Annotated in this window: 16 protein-coding genes; 9 read left to right on the top strand and 7 right to left on the bottom strand. The window is 63.1% G+C overall.

Features of this window, described 5'->3' with window-relative positions:
• Positions 1–21: 21 nt before the first annotated feature.
• From ACZ9C1_RS19020 to aspA, 5 genes are all read right to left on the bottom strand, one after another.
• Entirely contained in the window at positions 22–972 is a 951-nt protein-coding gene (locus ACZ9C1_RS19020; protein ID WP_111533460.1) for an IS110 family transposase, read from the bottom strand.
• Positions 973–1226: 254 nt separating this feature from the next.
• Positions 1227–2330, bottom strand: coding sequence for an extracellular solute-binding protein (locus ACZ9C1_RS19025; protein WP_457378925.1), 1104 nt, complete (start codon positions 2328–2330; stop codon positions 1227–1229).
• Positions 2331–2332: 2 nt separating this feature from the next.
• Complete coding sequence (locus tag ACZ9C1_RS19030; RefSeq protein WP_476254277.1) at positions 2333–3373, bottom strand: histone deacetylase family protein; 1041 nt, start codon at positions 3371–3373, stop codon at positions 2333–2335.
• 113 nt (positions 3374–3486) lie between these two features.
• Positions 3487–4479, bottom strand: a complete 993-nt coding sequence (locus tag ACZ9C1_RS19035; RefSeq protein ID WP_457378927.1) for an AraC family transcriptional regulator — start codon at positions 4477–4479, stop codon at positions 3487–3489.
• Positions 4480–4646: 167 nt separating this feature from the next.
• A complete protein-coding gene (aspA, locus tag ACZ9C1_RS19040; protein ID WP_031314847.1) occupies positions 4647–6071 on the bottom strand; it encodes an aspartate ammonia-lyase in 1425 nt (474 codons plus the stop codon).
• A 181-nt stretch (positions 6072–6252) separates the two neighbouring features.
• Here aspA and ACZ9C1_RS19045 point away from each other — a divergent pair, with 181 nt between their 5' ends.
• From ACZ9C1_RS19045 to ACZ9C1_RS19065, 5 genes are all read left to right on the top strand, one after another.
• Positions 6253–7182: a LysR substrate-binding domain-containing protein gene (locus ACZ9C1_RS19045; protein WP_023629864.1), complete on the top strand. Its 930-nt coding sequence runs from the start codon at positions 6253–6255 to the stop codon at positions 7180–7182.
• Positions 7183–7354: 172 nt separating this feature from the next.
• On the top strand, positions 7355–7846 hold the full coding sequence (gene purE / locus ACZ9C1_RS19050; protein ID WP_031314848.1) for a 5-(carboxyamino)imidazole ribonucleotide mutase: 492 nt from the start codon (positions 7355–7357) through the stop codon (positions 7844–7846).
• A gap of 11 nt (positions 7847–7857) precedes the next feature.
• On the top strand, positions 7858–8940 hold the full coding sequence (locus tag ACZ9C1_RS19055) for a 5-(carboxyamino)imidazole ribonucleotide synthase (RefSeq protein ID WP_046857612.1): 1083 nt from the start codon (positions 7858–7860) through the stop codon (positions 8938–8940).
• Between the two features lie 96 nt (positions 8941–9036).
• Complete coding sequence (locus ACZ9C1_RS19060) at positions 9037–9282, top strand: GlsB/YeaQ/YmgE family stress response membrane protein (RefSeq protein WP_023629866.1); 246 nt, start codon at positions 9037–9039, stop codon at positions 9280–9282.
• Between the two features lie 49 nt (positions 9283–9331).
• On the top strand, positions 9332–9865 hold the full coding sequence (locus ACZ9C1_RS19065; protein WP_173862461.1) for a DUF3299 domain-containing protein: 534 nt from the start codon (positions 9332–9334) through the stop codon (positions 9863–9865).
• Positions 9866–9983: 118 nt separating this feature from the next.
• Here the strand turns inward: ACZ9C1_RS19065 and ACZ9C1_RS19070 are convergent, their stop codons facing one another.
• Positions 9984–10880 (bottom strand): D-hexose-6-phosphate mutarotase, encoded by an 897-nt coding sequence (locus ACZ9C1_RS19070; protein ID WP_476254278.1) that lies wholly within the window; start codon positions 10878–10880, stop codon positions 9984–9986.
• 73 nt (positions 10881–10953) lie between these two features.
• The gene (locus ACZ9C1_RS19075; RefSeq protein ID WP_003253317.1) at positions 10954–11352 is read right to left on the bottom strand and encodes an acyl-CoA thioesterase; all 399 of its coding nucleotides are present in this window, start codon (positions 11350–11352) and stop codon (positions 10954–10956) included.
• Positions 11353–11714: 362 nt separating this feature from the next.
• Here ACZ9C1_RS19075 and ACZ9C1_RS19080 point away from each other — a divergent pair, with 362 nt between their 5' ends.
• The 4 genes from ACZ9C1_RS19080 (at position 11715) to pstA (ending at position 18289) form a co-directional block, all read left to right on the top strand.
• Positions 11715–13004 carry an MFS transporter gene (locus ACZ9C1_RS19080; RefSeq protein ID WP_102684601.1) on the top strand — a complete coding sequence of 430 codons (1290 nt, stop codon included), beginning with the start codon at positions 11715–11717 and terminating at the stop codon, positions 13002–13004.
• Positions 13005–13170: 166 nt separating this feature from the next.
• Entirely contained in the window at positions 13171–14169 is a 999-nt protein-coding gene (locus tag ACZ9C1_RS19085; RefSeq protein WP_102684600.1) for a phosphate ABC transporter substrate-binding protein PstS, read from the top strand.
• A 143-nt stretch (positions 14170–14312) separates the two neighbouring features.
• The gene (locus ACZ9C1_RS19090; protein WP_476254279.1) at positions 14313–16601 is read left to right on the top strand and encodes an ABC transporter permease subunit; all 2289 of its coding nucleotides are present in this window, start codon (positions 14313–14315) and stop codon (positions 16599–16601) included.
• 17 nt (positions 16602–16618) lie between these two features.
• Positions 16619–18289 (top strand): phosphate ABC transporter permease PstA, encoded by a 1671-nt coding sequence (pstA, locus tag ACZ9C1_RS19095; RefSeq protein WP_038707069.1) that lies wholly within the window; start codon positions 16619–16621, stop codon positions 18287–18289.
• Positions 18290–18313: the final 24 nt, after the last annotated feature.

Genomic DNA, 18313 nt, shown 5'->3' on the forward strand with positions numbered 1-18313 from the left:
ATCGGCAATACCCCCGAGAGATCAGGCTGCGGGCGCCTGGGTTTTATGGTCCTTCCATGGCGTACCGTCCCTCAGCATGGCATTCAGCCGCACCAGCAACACGCGCATGCAAGCCACCACGGCTACTTTGGGGCGCTTACCACGCGCTACCAGTGCGTCATACCGGGTCTTGAACTCAGGGACGTGCCTGATCATCACCCAAGCCGCCATGTAGATAACGCCACGAACTTTGTAGCGCCCGCCCTCGATCTTGCGTGGGCCGCTCTTGCTCCCACTGTCCTTGTTATAGGGCGCCAGCCCCACCAGGGCGGTGATCTTCCGTCCGCTCAGCGTGCCCAGTTCGGGCAAATAGGCCATCAGCTTGGCAGTCGTAATCAGGCCTACGCCTTTGACTGATGCCAAGTGCTTGGCTTTCTCGCTGTTCAGCGCCTTTGAGGCCTGCGCAAGGTGTTTATCCAATGCCTTGATCTGAGCGTTGAGAGACGCAATGTGCTCAGTGAAGAAGGTGATTGCTACAGGGGAAGTCGCTTGCTTGATTCGACGCCTGTCATCGTCGCGATGCTCAACGATCTGATCCCGTAGCTTGACCAGCTCGCTCAGCTCATCACGTGCCTGACTGGGCTCGATCTTTGAGGGAGATGCAAGATGCTGGGCGAACTTGGCCAGCATCAAGGCATCGATCCTGTCGGTTTTGGCCAGTTGACCAATTGCTTGGGCATAGTCATGAGAGCGTTTGGGGTTGACGCGAACGACATCCAAATCAGCGATGCGTAACGCCTTGAAAACCGCTTTCTCATAGCCCCCCGTAGCCTCGAGCACGATCCGCTCGACCTCAAGCTCGTTCAAGCAGGCAATCAGCTGGGCAATCCCCTCAGGGTCATTCCTCAGCTGGAATGGCTTGGAAAGTTCAGGCCAGAACCCCACGTCCAGGGTCGCCTTCGAAACATCGATACCAACGAAACAGGAAATCATGGCCAAGCCCTCTTACACTGGGAAGTGAGAGCGCTCTGACCTATCCCACGCTTGTGATTTCGAGCTCGCACCTCATCCAACTGTTCGGGCTTCAGGTCAGAGTGAGGGGTGGATGGCGACTATGCTCCCACACGTGCTCTAGGGCACCGCCGGCTTGCAGTCTGCCATCCACCGCTCTCACCCCTTCAGTCTAAGAGCCTTTCAAGACACAAGCCGGCTTGCCGGCGATGGGCTGCAGAGCAGCCCCAAAAACATCAGGTGCCGGACTTGATCTTGGTCCAGGCACGCGTCCGTGCCCGCTCGGCATCCCGTGGCAACGGCTTGAGCGTGTACAACTTGGCCATTGCCTCCGCCGTCGGGTACAGGTTTGGATTGTTGCGGATCGCCGGGCTGACCTTGTCGGTCGCATCCTTGTTCGGGTTCGGGTAGCCGACGAAGTCGCTGATCGGCGCGATCACTTCTGGTCGCAACAGGTAGTTGATGAATGTGTGGGCATCTTCAGGGTTGGCCGCGTTCTTGGGGATCGCCAGCATGTCGAACCAGATCGGTGCGCCTTCCTTGGGCAGGCGCATGTCCACCACCACGCCGTTCTTCGCTTCGCGAGCCCGATTCGCGGCCTGGGAGAAGCTGCCCGAGTAGCCCACCGCCACACAGATATCACCATTGGCGATGTCGGCCATGTACTTGGACGAGTGGAAGTAGGTTACATGCGGGCGGATCTTCAGCAGCAGATCCTGGGCTTTTTGATAGTCGGCCGGCTTGCCGCTGTTAGGGTCCAGCCCCAGGTACGACAGCGCCAGCGGCAGGATCTCCGACGGCGAATCAAGTAGGGCCACGCCGCATTGCTTGAGCTTGGCGATGTTCTCTTCCTTGAAGATCAGGTCCCAGCTGTCCACCGGTGCGTCGTCGCCGAGCACGGCCTTGACTTTGTCTGGGTTGAAGCCGATCAGCACCGTGCCGTACATGTAAGGCACGGCAAACTTGTTGCCGGGGTCGTTGGCTTCGATCAGTTTCATCAGTGCCGGGTCCAGATGCTGCCAGTTGGGCAGCTTGCCGCGGTCAAGGGGCTGGAAAACCCCAGCCTCGATCTGCTTGGCGAGGAACACGTTGGACGGCACCACCACGTCATAGCCGGAGTTGCCGGTAAGCAGCTTGGCTTCCAGTGCTTCGTTGGTGTCGAAGATGTCGTAGATCAGCTTGACCCCGCTGTCCTTCTGGAAGTCGACCAGGGTTTGCGGGGTGATGTAGTCGAACCAGTTGTACACCCGCAGGGTGCTCTGTTCGGCGTGTGCCTGGAGTGCGCCGGTGAACAGGCCGGTGGCGATGAGCGGGGCGAGCAGACATTTGAGTCGGGTCATGTTCACGCTCCTGGCTGGGCCTGCTGGAAGCCTTCCAGCACATTGACCGCGTTGATGCCGATTTCCTCCACAGCGTAGCCGCCCTCCATCACGAACAAGGTCGGCTTGCCCAGCTGGGCGATGCGCTTGCCCATCGCCAGGTAGTCGGGACTGTCGAGCTTGAACTGGGAGATGGGGTCGTCCTTGAAGGTATCCACGCCAAGGGAGATCACCAGCACATCGGCATTGAAGGCGGCGATGCGCTGGCAGGCGTCCTCCAAGGCCGCGCTCCAGTCCGCCCAGTCGCTGCCGGCAGGCAGCGGATAATTGATGTTGCAGCCCTCGCCGGTACCTTCGCCGGTCTCGTCGGCGTAGCCGAGGAAGAACGGGAACTCGTCCTGTGGGTCGCCGTGGATCGAGGCGAAGAACACGTCGTTGCGGGTATAGAAAATATCCTGGGTGCCGTTGCCGTGGTGGTAGTCGACGTCGAGGATCGCCACCTTGCGCCGGCCTTGGTCGATGAAGGCCTGGGCGGCAATGGCTGCGTTGTTGAGGTAGCAGTAACCCCCCATCACTTCGCCTGCGGCGTGGTGCCCTGGCGGCCGGCACAGGGCGAAGGCGGCATGGGCGCCTTGCTGGATCGCGGCCTGGGCGGTCAGGGCGACCTGGGCGGCGCTGTAGGCGGCCTGCCAGGTGCCGGCGGTGATCGGTGCGCCGGCGTCGAAGCTGTAGTAACCGAGCTCGCCGTGCAGGCCGCTGGGTTTGACCTGGCGCAGGGTGCGCGCTGGCCAGGTGAACGGCAGCAGGTCACCTTCCTGGCCAAGCGCGGCCCAACGGTCCCAGGCACCTTCGAAGAAATCCAGGTAGTCGGCACTGTGGATGCGCTGCAGCGGTGCGCGGCCGAAGTCGACGGGGCCCTGCACGGGCCCGAGGCTGCGCTGCTTGACGCGCTCCAGGACGTGGTCGGCGCGCGACGGCATTTCGAAACAGGGCATCAGCTTGCCGTCGATAAGCTCGCAGCGGCCATGGTGCAGGCGGTGGTCATCGGAATAGATCGTCAGCACGTTGTTGTTCTCCGTATTCACTGGCGTGGAGCCATTTTTACGGACTGCCCGGTACTGGAGAACGTCGCAAACGGCCAAAAGGGGATCGATGTGGCCAAGCCGTCCGCAACCGGTCAACCGCGAAAATGGCTGGGCGCCACGCCGCTCCAGCGCTGGAAGGCATGCCGGAAGCTCGCGGTCTCGCTGAACCCCAATGTTTCGGCAATGCGGTAGATCGGCATCTGGTCCTCGGCCAGCAACTGCTTGGCCCGCTCGAAGCGCAGCTCGTCGAGGAGCTGTTGATAACTGCTGCCCAGCGCCTGCAAATGCCGGCGCAGTGTGCGCGACGAGCAGTTCATCTGCCGTGCCAAACCTTCCAGCCCAGGCGCGGCATCCAGTTGCCGCAGCAGCAGCTGGCGAATGCGCCCAAGCCACGCCTGGCGGCCGGTGAACTCCAGGTTGAGGCGCCGGCAGCGTTCGCCCATGGCCTTGTGGGTAATCGGGTCGGCCAGGGGCAGGGGCATGTCCAGCCAGCGTCGTTCGAAGGCGAAGGCGTTGTCGCTGGCGCCGAAGCCGAGCGGGCACTGGAATGCACGGTCATAGAGCGCGTGATAGCTAGGGCGCGGGTGTTCGAAACGGGCCGCCAGCAACGGTAGCTGGCGGCCGAGCAGGTCGTCGCAGATCACTTTCAGCGACAGCAGGCAGAATTCGGCATTGAAGGCGGCCAGCCCAGGCGCGTCGTAATGGTCGCTGGCGCTGAGCCACACGCGCTGGCCATCGTCCACCAGGCGTAGCTGGAAAACTGTTCCCAGCAGTGCCGGAAAGGTTAGCGCCAGGCGCAGGGCGTCACCCAAAGTGGCACTGGAGAGCAGGGCGTAACCGAGCATGCCGTAGCACGACACGTGCATGCGCCGGCCTAGTTCCAGGCCGATGTCCTGGCGCCTGGACACGGCGTTGGCGCAGACCTGCAGTTCCTGCTGGGTGGTGATGCGCGCATCGGCGTGGCCCAGGTCTGCGGGGCCTATGCCGCTGCCGGCGAGCATGTGCTGCGCGTCCACGCCGTCTTCCTGGAACACCTGGAGGATCAGCGAAACGGCGTTGAGGGTGGTGAGGTGGCTGTGCAGCATGCTCGGCATCCCGTTGAGCTGGGGAGCATTACCGAGCAAGTTGTGTGCCGTTCAGCAGGTGCCTGTTCCGTGCATAAAAAAAGGGCCCGTAGCATGCGCTCGGGCCCTTGAAAGGTTGAGAGGTGTCTAGTCCCTCGACCTGGTGAGACTGTTTGCAGCGGTCTGGGTTACGCCTTCAGCGGAACCAGACGGGGAGCGATCATGTTTTCCGGACGCAGGATGTCGTTGAGCATCTCTTCGTCCAGCAGCTTCTCTTCGCGCACCAGTTCCAGTACGCCGCGGCCGGTTTCCAGGGCGACGCGGGCGATACGGGTGGCGTTTTCGTAGCCGATGTACGGGTTCAGGGCGGTGACCAGGCCGATCGAGTGCTCGACCAGTTCACGGCAGCGCTGTTCGTTGGCGGTGATGCCGACGATGCAGTGCTCGCGCAGCATGTCCATGGCGCGTTGCAGCAGGCGGATCGAGTCGAAGATCTTGTAGGCGATCAGCGGTTCCATCACGTTCAGCTGCAGTTGGCCACCTTCGGCGGCGACGGTCAGGGCCAGGTCGTTGCCCATGATGGCGAAGGCGACTTGGTTGACGGCCTCAGGGATAACCGGGTTGACCTTGCCTGGCATGATCGAGCTGCCTGGCTGGCGCGCCGGCAGGTTGATCTCGTTGATGCCGGTGCGTGGGCCGCTGGACAGCAGGCGCAGGTCGTTGCAGATCTTCGACAGCTTGACCGCGGTGCGCTTGAGCATGCCGGAGAACAGCACGAAGGCGCCCATGTCGGAGGTGGCTTCGATCAAGTCGGCAGCCGGCACCAGCGGCTGGCCGCTGATGATCGCCAGGCGCTGTACGGCCAGCATCTGGTAGCCCGGGTCGGCGTTGATGCCGGTACCGATGGCGGTGCCGCCCAGGTTGATTTCGGTCAGCAGTTCCGGAGCCAGCGAGCGCAGGCGCTGCAGGTCTTCGGTCATGGTAGTGGCGAAGGCGCGGAATTCCTGGCCCAGGGTCATCGGCACGGCGTCCTGCAGCTGGGTACGGCCCATCTTCAGTACGTGGTCGAACTCTTTACCTTTGGCAGCGAAGGCCTGGATCAGGCTGTCGAGGCTGGCCAGCAGGGCGTCGTGGCCCAGCAGCAGACCCAGACGGATCGCGGTCGGGTAGGCGTCGTTGGTCGACTGCGCCATGTTCACATCGTTGTTCGGGTGCAGGTACTGGTACTCACCCTTCTGGTGACCCATGGCCTCCAGCGCGATGTTGGCGATGACTTCGTTGGCGTTCATGTTGGTGGAAGTACCAGCACCGCCTTGAATCATGTCCACCACGAACTGCTCGTGGTAGTCGCCTTTGATCAGTCGTGCGCAGGCTGCGCTGATCGCGGCGTGCTTGGCATCGCTCAGGTGCCCCAGCTCACGGTTGGCGTCAGCAGCTGCCTGCTTGACCATCGCCAGGCCGACTACCAGTTTCGGGTAGTGCGACAGCGGAACACCGGAGAGGTGGAAGTTGTTGGCAGCGCGCAGAGTCTGGATGCCGTAGTAGGCATCGGCAGGGACTTCAAGGGTACCAAGCAGATCTTTTTCGACGCGGAACGATGCAGCGGAGGACATGATGGATATCATCTCGATTTTGACCCGGCACCTGCCGGAATGGCGCCAATGCTAGGGCTGCCCAGATTTTGCGGCCAATGCTGTTGCACGCTAACCTATGCGCAAACGGCATACGGTTTGATGTGACGCCGATTGACAATCGAGCGTGTTCCATTTTGGTGCGCGCGGTGCGGAGTAGTCGATGAACCTCGAAAGCAAATGGCTGGAGGACTTCAGTGCCCTGGCCTCGACCCGCAGTTTCTCGCAAGCGGCCGAGCGCCGGTTCGTTACCCAGCCGGCGTTCAGCCGACGCATACGCAGCCTGGAAGCGGCGCTTGGGTTGACCTTGGTGAATCGTTCCCGCACGCCCATCGAGCTGACCGAGGCCGGGCAGCTGTTTCTCGTCACCGCGCGCACTGTTGTCGACCAGTTGAGCGAAGTTCTTCGCCATTTACATCACCTGGAAGGCGGCCAGGGCGAGGTGATCCAGGTCTCGGCCGCGCACTCCTTGGCCTCGGGCTTTTTCCCGCGCTGGGTGGCGCAATTGCGCAACGATGGCCTGAACATCGCCACGCGCCTGGTCGCCACCAACGTCGGTGATGCGGTGCATGCATTACGCGAAGGCGGCTGCGACCTGATGCTGGCCTTCTACGACCCGGACGCGGCACTGCAGATGGACGCCGAGATCTTCCCGTCGCTGCACATGGGCAATACCGAAATGCTTCCGGTGTGTGCCGTGGGCCCTGACGGCAAGCCGCTGTTCGACCTGGAGGGAGAGGCCAGCGTGCCCTTGCTGGCCTACAGCGCCGGCGCCTTCCTCGGCCGGTCGGTCAACCTGCTGCTGCGCCAGCGCAACCTGCGCTATACCACTGTCTATGAAACGGCCATGGCCGACAGTCTGAAGAGCATGGCGCTCGAAGGCATGGGCATCGCCTGGGTCCCGAAACTGTCGATGCGCGGCGAACTGGAGCGTGGCGAGCTGGCGATCTGCGGTGGCAGCCAGTGGCATGTGCCACTGGAAATCCGCCTGTATCGCTGTGCCTTGGTGCGAAAGGCCAACGTGCGCTTGCTGTGGCGCAAGCTGGAGGGCGGTTCAGTTGACCCGAAAGTCAGCCAAACCCCCGAAAAATAAGGCCGACAGTTGGTCGCCGGGGGTGCCGTGATTGCCTCGCGTTACGCTATACTGCGCGGCCCCTCGACCGGATAGATTCCGGTCATGATCAGCAAACAAGCCACGCCGGTCGTCCCGCGTGGCTTGTTGTTTTTTGACGCGCCTGCGGGCGCACAAGCGAAGAGGCTCGACGATGAGTGCACTGGTTGGCGTGATCATGGGCTCCAAGTCCGATTGGTCCACCCTTAGCCACACCGCCGATATGCTGGAAAAACTCGGCATTCCCTACGAAGTGAAGGTGGTTTCCGCCCACCGCACCCCGGACCTGCTGTTCCAGTACGCCGATGAGGCCGAAGGCCGCGGCATCGAAGTGATCATCGCCGGTGCCGGTGGCGCCGCCCACCTGCCGGGCATGTGCGCCGCCAAGACCCACCTGCCGGTGCTCGGTGTGCCGGTGCAGTCGTCGATGCTCTCGGGTGTCGATTCGCTGCTGTCGATCGTGCAGATGCCTGCTGGTGTCCCGGTCGCCACCCTGGCCATCGGCAAGGCCGGCGCGATCAATGCAGCCTTGCTGTCGGCGAGCATCCTCGGGGCCAAGCACCCGCAGTTCCACGCGGCGCTCAAGCAGTTCCGCACCGAGCAGACCGACACCGTGCTGGACAATCCAGATCCGCGTCAGGCTTGAGGCTGAAACCCATGAAGATCGGTGTAATCGGTGGTGGCCAGCTGGGCCGCATGTTGGCCCTGGCGGGGACTCCGCTGGGCATGAACTTCGCCTTCCTCGACCCGGCACCGGACGCCTGCGCCGCGCCGCTGGGCGAGCACCTGCGTGCCGACTACGGTGACCAGGACCATCTGCGCCAGCTGGCCGACGAAGTCGACCTGGTGACCTTTGAGTTCGAAAGCGTGCCGGCCGAGACCGTCGCCTTCCTCTCGCAGTTCGTCCCGGTCTATCCGAGCGCCGAGGCCCTGCGCATCGCCCGTGACCGCCTGTTCGAGAAGAGCATGTTCCGCGACCTGGGTATTCCCACCCCGGCCTTCGCCGACATCCTCTCGCAAGCGGACCTTGATGCCGCCGTGGCCAGCATCGGCCTGCCGGCCGTGCTCAAAACCCGCACCCTGGGTTACGACGGCAAGGGCCAGAAGGTCCTGCGCAAGCCCGAAGACGTGGTCGACACTTTTGCCGAACTGGGCAGCGTGCCGTGCCTGCTGGAAGGCTTCGTGCCGTTTACCGGCGAAGTGTCGCTGGTGGCCGTGCGCGCCCGCGACGGCGAAACCCGCTTCTACCCGCTGGTGCACAACACCCATGACAGCGGCATCCTGCGCCTGTCGGTGGCCAGCGAGGCGCACCCGTTGCAGGCTCTGGCCGAAGACTACGTCGGCCGCGTGCTGCAGAAACTCGACTACGTCGGCGTCATGGCCTTCGAGTTCTTCGAAGTGGACGGTGGCCTGAAGGCCAACGAAATCGCCCCGCGTGTGCACAACTCCGGGCACTGGACCATCGAAGGCAGCGAGTGCAGCCAGTTTGAGAACCACCTGCGCGCCGTGGCCGGCCTGCCGCTGGGCTCGACCGCGAAGGTCGGCGAAAGCGCCATGCTCAACTTCATCGGCGAAGTGCCGGCGGTGGACAAGGTGGTCGCCATTGATGACTGCCACCTGCACCACTACGGCAAGGCATTCAAGGTCGGGCGCAAGGTCGGCCACGCCACTCTGCGCTGCCAGGACATGGCCACCCTCAAGGCCAAGATTGCCGAAGTAGAGGCGTTGATCGCCGGCTGATCGAACTTCTGCCGGGCAATGCCGCTCTGAGATGGCAGCATGCCAAAGCGCTGACTAGGCTTTGGCATGTTTCATGTTCATCACAGAGGGATTGCCATGGGCATCATTGGAACCATCTTCATCGGCCTGATCGTCGGCCTGCTGGCGCGTTTCCTGAAACCGGGTGACGACAGCATGGGCTGGATCATGACCATCCTCCTCGGCATCGCCGGTTCCCTGGCCGCCACCTACGGCGGACAAGCCCTGGGCATCTACCAGGCCGGGCAGGCCGCGGGCTTCTTCGGAGCCCTGGTCGGCGCGATCATCCTGCTGGTGATCTACGGCTTCATCAAGAAACGCTGAATTCCCGTTAGAATGCCCGGCAATTCATCCAGAGTTGCCGAGCATCTTCATGCGTGCGTTATTCCTCATTCCCCTGTTGCTGGCCAGCGCCCTGGCCCATGCCGAACTGCCCGAGACCGACTGGCTGGAGCTGATGCCCAAGTCGGACCAGAAGGCGCTCGAGCAGATGCCCGAGATCGACCACAACTCCCCGGAAGCCCTGGGCACTTTCACCGCCAAGGGTGGGTTGAAGCAGAGCAAAGGCCTGCCGGCGGTGATGTACTCGACCAAGACCGTGGCCGCCATGAACGGCAGGCAGATCCGCCTGGGTGGTTATCCGGTGCCGCTGGAGAGCGATGCCAAAGGCAACAGCACGCTGTTTTTCCTGGTGCCGTACCCAGGGGCGTGCATCCATGTACCGCCGCCGCCACCGAACCAGCTGGTGCTGGTGCGGTATCCGAAAGGGTTGAAGATCGACGACATTTACACGCCGCTGTGGGTGACCGGCACCTTGAAGGTGGAGAAAGTCAGCAATGACCTGGCGGATGCGGCGTATGCGTTGGAGGCGGGGAAGGTGAGGGTGGTGGAAGACGCGGATCTGTAAGGTATTTTTCCTGTCGAGGCCCTATCGCCGGCAAGCCGGCTCCCACAGGCGACCGCGCAATCCTGTGGGAGCCGGCTTGCCGGCGATAGGGCCAGTACAGGCGGCTGAAACTATCGGGTCAGAGCGCTTCGCTACCGATCGCCACGCTCATCGCATGAGTCGCCCCTGGCTTGAGCACCACCACGTCATCCATCACATTCGCCGTCTCGATGCACAGCATGCGCTGCCAGCCATCGTCGGCCATGTCCGGCAGGTCGCGGGCGCGGTCGGTCCAGGGATTCCAGATTACCGCGGTGCGGGAGCCGCCAGCGTTAAGGGTGATGCGCCGGTTCCAGTGCGGATCGACAATCGCCAGTCGCTCAGGCGCGTTCAGGTAGATGCGATCAGTCTCGCCGGCGAAACCCAGGTTGCCCTGTTGTTTGCGCTGTTCCCAGTTGGCCAGTGTTTCGATGTAGGCCAACCCGTCAACGCCTTCCACTTGCACCTGGCGCACATCGCTCACGGCGAAGTAGCTGTGCAGCGCCTGGCTCAGGGTGACATCGGTATTGCCGAGGTTGTAGCTGGTGAGGGTGAGCTTCAGCTGGTCGTCCAGTTCTACCAGGAGCTTGAGTTGGACGTCATGAGGCCAACCCGGCAGCTTACCCTGGGCTTCGGGCAATTCGAACTCGAACTGCAGGTGGTCGCCGTGTTCCTCGGCGCGCAACAACTGCCAGTCACGGCCACGCACCAGGCCGTGGGCGGGCGGCTGCTCGCCCTTGAACATGGCTTTGACCGAATCGGGATTGCGCTCGAAGATACCGAACCACGGCCAGCACACGGGTGCGCCGGCACGCACCGACTTGCCCTGGCCGAAGGTGGCCTGGTCGCTCAGCCACAGCAGCGGTGGCTCGCCCAGGCGCTGATAGCTCAGGACCTGGGCGCCCTGTTGGGCAATCAGTAGTTCGGCATGATCGCTGGTGATGCGCCAGCAGTTGAGCTCGCCGTGCAGCTCGGTCTCGACCGTGAAGTTAGCCATTGCGTTCGTCTCATTGATTGTCTGTCAGGCCGTTGGACCCGGTGACGTGCAATGAGTTTACCGCTCGCCAGGCTCAGCGACGAGGTACGGAGCGGGTGCGACCACTGCCATCGATGGCGACGAACACGAACACTGCCTCGGTGACCTTGCGCCATTCGCTGGACAGCGGGTCGTCGCTCCACACTTCGACCATCATCTGGATCGAGCTGCGGCCGATTTCCAGGGTCTGGGTATAGAAGGACAACTGCGCGCCCACCGCCACCGGCACCAGGAACGCCATGCGGTCGATGGCTACCGTGGCCACTCGGCCTCCGGCGACGCGGCTGGCCATGGCGGTGCCGGCCAGGTCCATCTGGGCGACCAGCCAGCCGCCGAAGATATCGCCGAAACCATTGGTCTCGCGCGGCAGCGCGGTGATCTGCAAGGCCAGGTCGCCTTGCGGGATAGGATCTTCTTGTTCGAGCTCAATCATGCCGTGGGGCCTCTGACCCGTGACGCTTCGTTGGTGGCGCAATAACGGACGCCGTAAAAACGATTCAGCAACACGCATACTACGCTGATTTCGCTTCAGGGGGCGGCCTCAGGGAAACTCTGCGAAACAGTCTGACAACAATGACCGACGTTTTCGCACAGCATCCCTCAGGATAAGCAACCTTTTCCTACGAGCGGGCAGTATATATACCTGCACAGCCAGCGACGACCGCACATTCATGAATATCTGTATGGATTTTGTACCGCTATGAGCGCGGCTCGGCAATTTGCTATCTTCGCCGACTACTCAATCCAGAAGCCGCATGCCAAGCGGTCCGCAGACCTACAAGAGAAAGAGCAGCGATGACCTCCGTGCAGAGCAGTATCGAGCAGCCGTCCCGGCCGTTGTCCCGCAGTGACTACAAGACCCTCTCGCTGTCCGCCCTGGGCGGTGCCCTGGAGTTTTACGACTTCATCATCTTCGTGTTCTTCGCCACGGTGGTGGGCAAGCTGTTCTTCCCCGCCGACATGCCCGAATGGCTGCGCCTGATGCAGACCTTCGGCATCTTCGCTGCCGGCTACCTGGCCCGGCCACTGGGCGGCATCGTCATGGCCCACTTTGGCGACCTGCTCGGACGCAAGAAGATGTTCACCCTGAGCATTTTCATGATGGCCGTGCCGACCCTGGTGATGGGCCTGTTGCCCACCTATGCGCAGATTGGCCTGTGGGCGCCGATCCTGCTGCTGCTGATGCGGGTGATTCAGGGCGCGGCCATCGGTGGCGAGGTGCCAGGAGCCTGGGTGTTCGTCTCCGAGCACGTGCCGGCGCGCAACACCGGCTATGCCTGCGGCACGCTGACCGCCGGCCTGACCTCGGGCATCCTGCTTGGCTCGCTGGTGGCAACGCTGATCAATACGCTCTACACCCCCGAGGAAGTGGCGGACTACGCCTGGCGTATCCCGTTCCTGCTCGGTGGGGTGTTCGGCTTCTTCGCGGTCTACCTGCGCCGTTGGTTGCATGAGACCCCCGTTTTCGCCGAAATGCAGGCGCGCAAGGCCCTGGCCGAAGAGCTGCCGCTGCGCGCGGTGCTGCGTGATCATCGCGGCGCGATCATCCTGTCGATGCTGCTCACCTGGCTGCTGTCGGCCGGCATCGTGGTGATTATCCTCATGACCCCGGCGTTGCTGCAGAGCCTCTACCACGTCAGCCCCACCGACTCGCTCAAGGCCAATAGCCTGGCCATCGTGCTGCTCAGCCTGGGCTGCGTCGGCGCTGGCAGCCTGGCCGACCGTTTCGGCGCCGGGCGCGTGTTCATCGTCGGCAGCCTGGCGCTGCTGGCGTCGTCCTGGGCTTTCTACCACAGTCTGCCGACCCGCCCGGACCTGCTGTTCCCGCTCTATGCGCTGACTGGCCTGTGCGTGGGTATCGTCGGCGCCGTGCCTTACGTGATGGTCAAGGCGTTCCCGCCGGTGGTTCGGTTCAGCGGTCTGTCGTTCTCCTACAACCTGGCCTACGCGATCTTCGGTGGCCTCACGCCGATGGTGGTGACCGCACTGCTGAAGTTCAGTCCGATGGCACCCGCCTATTACGTGGCGTGCCTTTGCGCCGTTGGTCTGTTGGTGGGCATCTATCTGCTTGCACGCAAACGCTGAATCCCGCTCTAGATCCCCTCTGCAACATCCTGTAAAGGCCATCCCGGTTACCGGTGATGGCCTTTCATCCAATTGTCACATTCGAGTCATAGAGTGTTCATGCGGCCTGCAGATACTTGGGCCCGTTCCATCTCACAACCCACGATATTCCTGCTAGGAGCAAGGCATGAAACTGAAGCGTTTGATGGCGGCCCTGACCTTTGCCGCCGCTGGCGTCGCTGCCGCCAATGCGGTCGCCGCTGTCGATCCTGCAATCCCGACCTACACCAAGACCACCGGTGTTTCGGGCAACCTCTCCAGCGTCGGTTCCGACACCCTCGCGAACCTGATGACCCTGTGGGCCGAGGCCTACAAGAAGGAATATCCGAACGTAAACATCCAGATCCAGGCCGCCGGTTCCTCGACCGCGCCACCCGCCCTGACCGAAGGCACCGCCAACCTGGGCCCGATGAGCCGCAAGATGAAGGACGTCGAGCTGCAGGCCTTCGAGCAGAAGTACGGCTACAAGCCGACCGCCATTCCGGTTGCCGTGGACGCCCTGGCCGTGTTCGTGCACAAGGACAACCCGATCAAGGGCCTGACCATGGCTCAGGTTGACGCTATCTTCTCCTCCACCCGCCTGTGCGGCGGCAAGGCTGACGTCAAGACCTGGGGCGACATCGGTGTGACCGGCGACCTGGCCAACAAGCCAATCCAGCTGTTCGGCCGCAACTCGGTATCGGGCACCTACGGCTACTTCAAGGAAGAAGCCCTGTGCAAAGGCGACTTCAAGCCTAACGTCAACGAACAGCCTGGCTCGGCCTCGGTAGTGCAGTCGATCAGCTCGTCGCTGAACGGCATCGGCTACTCGGGCATCGGCTACAAGACCGCCAGCGTCAAGACCGTTGCCTTGGCCAAGAAAGAAGGCGGCGCGTTCGTCGAAGACAACGAAGCCAACGCCCTGAACGGCACCTACCCGCTGTCGCGCTTCCTCTACGTCTATGTCAACAAGGCCCCGAACAAGCCTCTGGCCCCGCTGGAAGCCGAGTTCGTCAAGCTGGTGCTGTCGCAGGCCGGCCAGCAAGTTGTCGTGAAGGACGGCTACATCCCGCTGCCAGCCAAAGTGGTCGACAAGACCCTGGCCGACCTGGGCCTGTCCCACGCGGGTAACGTTGCAAAGAAGTAAGTAACTGAGGATGAGGCCGGTGCCACAGAATGCCGGCCTCCTCCACGAATTCCTTAGTCCGAAGCCAGGGCTCCTGAGCGGCGGGCTTTTTTGCGTCACTGCACTGTCATGTTTTTGTCATACGGGACCGCTAGGGTGTGCGCATGAATGATCTGGCCAACTCCACAATGACCCAAAATTCTCCTCCCGTGCGCATTGACTTCAATACGCCCGAGTTGCAACGCAAGCGCCGCCTGCGCGCCCTCAAGGATCGCCTGACCCGCTGGTACGTCCTGGTGGGCGGGCTCGCCGTGCTGGCGGCGATCACGCTGATCTTCTTCTACCTGGCCTATGTGGTGCTGCCGCTGTTCCAGGGCGCCACGCTGTCCAGCAAGAAGGCGCTGGAGCCGACCTGGCTGCAGCAGGACGCCGGTAAACCGCTGTTGATCGCCCTCGAGGAACAGAACCTCGTGGGTATGCGTGTATCCGACAAGGGCCAGGCCCTGTTCTTCGACACCAAGACCGGCAACGAACTGAAGCGCGTCGACCTGCCGCTGCCGGTCGGCGCCCAGGTCAGCTCGATCAGCACCGACCAGCCGGGCAGCCCGCTGGTGGTGGTGGGCCTGTCCAACGGCCAGGCGCTGGTGTTCCACCACACCTACAAGATCACCTATCCGGACAACAAGAAGACCATCGAGGCGGGCATCGACTTCCCCTATGGTCAGGACCTGTTCACCCTGGATGAACAAGGCCGCGCGCTGGAGCATGTGAGCGTCAACGTCAACGGCGACACCTTGTTGCTGGCCGGTTCCACCGGTGCGCACCTGCAGGTGATCGAACTGTCGCGCACCGAGAACATGATGACTGACGAGGTCACTGTCGAGCAGAACCGTATCGAACTGCCGCAGATGACCGAGGTGGTGAAGAACATCTTCATCGACCCGCGCCAGCAGTGGCTGTACGTGGTCAACGGCCGCGCCACCGCCGACGTGTTCAGCCTGCGCGACAAGAGCCTCAACGGCCGCTACAAGCTGCTCGAGGACGGCAACGCCGAAATCACCGCGACCGCCCAGCTGGTTGGCGGCATCTCGCTGATCTTCGGTGACTCCAAGGGTGGCCTGAGCCAGTGGTTCATGGCCCGCGACCCCGATGGCGAGTCGCGCTTCAAGTTGATCCGCAGCTTCCAGCTGGGCAAGGCCCCGGTGGTGCAGATCGACGCCGAGGAGCGCCGCAAGGGCTTCATCGCCCTGGACAGCGAAGGCAAGCTCGGCGTGTTCCACAGCACCGCGCACCGCACCCTGCTGGTCGAGCCGGTCGCCGAAGGCGCGGGCATCCTCGCCCTGTCTCCGCGCGCCAATCGCATCATCATCGAGCAAGGTGGCAAGCTGCTGCCGCTGAGCCTGAAGAACCCGCACCCGGAAGTCTCCTTCAGCGCGCTGTGGGGCAAGGTCTGGTACGAGAACTACGACGAGCCCAAGTACGTCTGGCAGTCGACCGCCTCGAACACCGACTTCGAACCCAAACTGAGCCTGTCGCCGCTGACCTTCGGTACGCTCAAGGCCGCGTTCTACGCGATGATCCTGGCTGCCCCGCTGGCCATCGCCGCCGCCATCTACACCGCCTACTTCATGGCCCCAGGCATGCGCCGCAAGGTCAAGCCGGTGATCGAGTTGATGGAAGCAATGCCGACGGTGATCCTCGGCTTCTTCGCCGGCCTGTTCCTTGCGCCGTATCTCGAAGGCCACCTGCCGGGCGTGTTCAGCCTGTTCCTGATCATGCCGATCGGTATCCTGCTTGCCGGCTACAGCTGGAGCCGCCTGCCGGAGTCGATCCGCCTGCGCATCCCTGATGGCTGGGAAGCGGCGATCCTGATCCCGGTGATTCTCGTCATCGGCTGGTTCGCCCTGTACATGAGCCCGTTCCTCGAGAGCTGGTTCTTCGATGGCGACATGCGCCTGTGGATCACCAACGATCTGGGGATCACCTATGACCAGCGCAACGCCCTGGTAGTGGGTATCGCCATGGGCTTCGCGGTCATCCCGAACATCTACTCCATCGCCGAGGACGCTGTGTTCAGCGTGCCGCGCAGCCTGACCCTGGGCTCGCTGGCCCTGGGCGCGACACCATGGCAGACCTTGACCCGCGTGGTCATCCTCACCGCCAGCCCGGGCATCTTCTCGGCGCTGATGATCGGCATGGGCCGTGCGGTAGGTGAGACCATGATCGTGCTGATGGCCACCGGCAACACCCCGGTGATGGAGCTGAACCTGTTCGAGGGCATGCGCACCCTGGCCGCCAACGTGGCCGTGGAAATGCCCGAATCGGAAGTCGGCGGCAGCCACTATCGTGTGCTGTTCCTCGCCGCCCTCGTGCTGCTGTTGTTCACCTTCGTGATGAACACCCTGGCCGAGCTGATTCGCCAGCGCCTGCGCAAGAAATACTCGTCGCTTTGATAGAAAGGTAGAGATCCGTGAAAAAGGATTCCCTCAAAGGCTGGTTCAAGAGCGGCGCCCCCGGCGTCTGGATCAGTGGCGGCGCGGTGGCCATGGCGGTCATCATGACCGTCGGCCTGCTGGCCGTGATCGCCGTCCGCGGCCTGGGCCACTTCTGGCCGGCCGACCTGGTCCAGGCCACCTACAAGGTGCCGGGCCAGGCTGACCACATCGTCATCGGTGAAGTGGTGCAGAAGGAAGAAGTGCCCCGGGAACGCCTCAAGGGTGCCGGCTTGCCGGTGCCCGACCAAGGCCCGGAGTTCATGACCCGCGAGCTGATCAAGGTGGGCAACCGCGACCTCAATGGCAGCGACTTCACCTGGGTGGTCGGCGAGTGGCTGGTCGACCAGCAGAAACCTGCCGACCTGATTGCCCTGGAGCGCCGCGAATGGGGCAACTTCTACGGCTATCTGGTCAGCGTCAAGGAAGAAGGCCGTGTGGTCGCCCAGGGACCGGAAGCCTGGAACGAGTTGCAGGCCCGCCTCAAGCGCGCCAGCCAACTCAACGACCAGCTTGTGAAGCTCGAGAAGAAGGACATCGGTGCCATCAACCACGGCCTGGAGCGCCTGCGCCTGCACAGCCGCAAGCTGGAGCTGGACGGCAAGCTCGACGCCGCTGCACAGGCCGACATGGACGCCGAGCGCGCCGAACTGAACAACCGCTACAAGGCCATCGAAGAGCGCCTCAACGGCCTGCACCAGGAGTTCGCCCGCGACAGCCTGGTAGCCCGCGACGGCAACGGCCGCGAAGTGGAGATCAACCTGAGCAAGGTGGTCCACGCCATCCAGCCGAACGCCATGTCCGGTTTTACCAAGATGGGCGCCTACTTCGCCAAGGTGTGGGAGTTCCTCAGCGACGACCCGCGTGAGGCCAACACCGAAGGCGGTATCTTCCCGGCCATCTTCGGCACCGTGATGATGACCCTGATCATGGCGGTGATCGTCACCCCGTTCGGCGTGCTGGCTGCCGTCTACCTGCGTGAATATGCCAGGCAGGGCCCGGTGACCCGGCTGATCCGCATCGCCGTGAACAACCTCGCCGGCGTTCCGGCGATCGTCTACGGCGTGTTCGGCCTGGGCTTCTTCGTCTACGTGCTGGGCGGCTCCATCGACCGGCTGTTCTTCCCCGAGTCGCTGCCGGCACCTACGCTGGGTACGCCGGGCCTGCTGTGGGCTTCGCTGACCCTGGCGCTGCTGGCCGTGCCGGTGGTGATCGTGGCCACCGAGGAAGGCCTGGCGCGTATTCCGCGCACCGTGCGCGAGGGCTCGCTGGCCCTGGGCGCAACCAAGGCCGAGACCCTGTGGAAGATCGTCCTGCCGATGGCCAGCCCGGCCATGATGACCGGCATGATCCTCGCCGTGGCCCGCGCCGCCGGCGAAGTGGCCCCGCTGATGCTGGTGGGTGTGGTGAAGCTGGCGCCATCGCTGCCGGTGGACGGCAACTACCCGTACCTGCACCTGGACCAGAAGATCATGCACCTGGGCTTCCACATCTACGACGTCGGCTTCCAGAGCCCCAACGTTGAGGCCGCGCGGCCGCTGGTGTACGCCACCGCGCTGCTGCTGGTGCTGGTGATCGCCACCCTCAACCTCTCGGCGGTGTGGATCCGTAACCACCTGCGCGAGAAGTACAAGGCCCTGGACCACTGATCCTGATTGCAAGCGCGCCGCCCG

The organism is Pseudomonas sp. TE21435 (genome assembly GCF_056279265.1).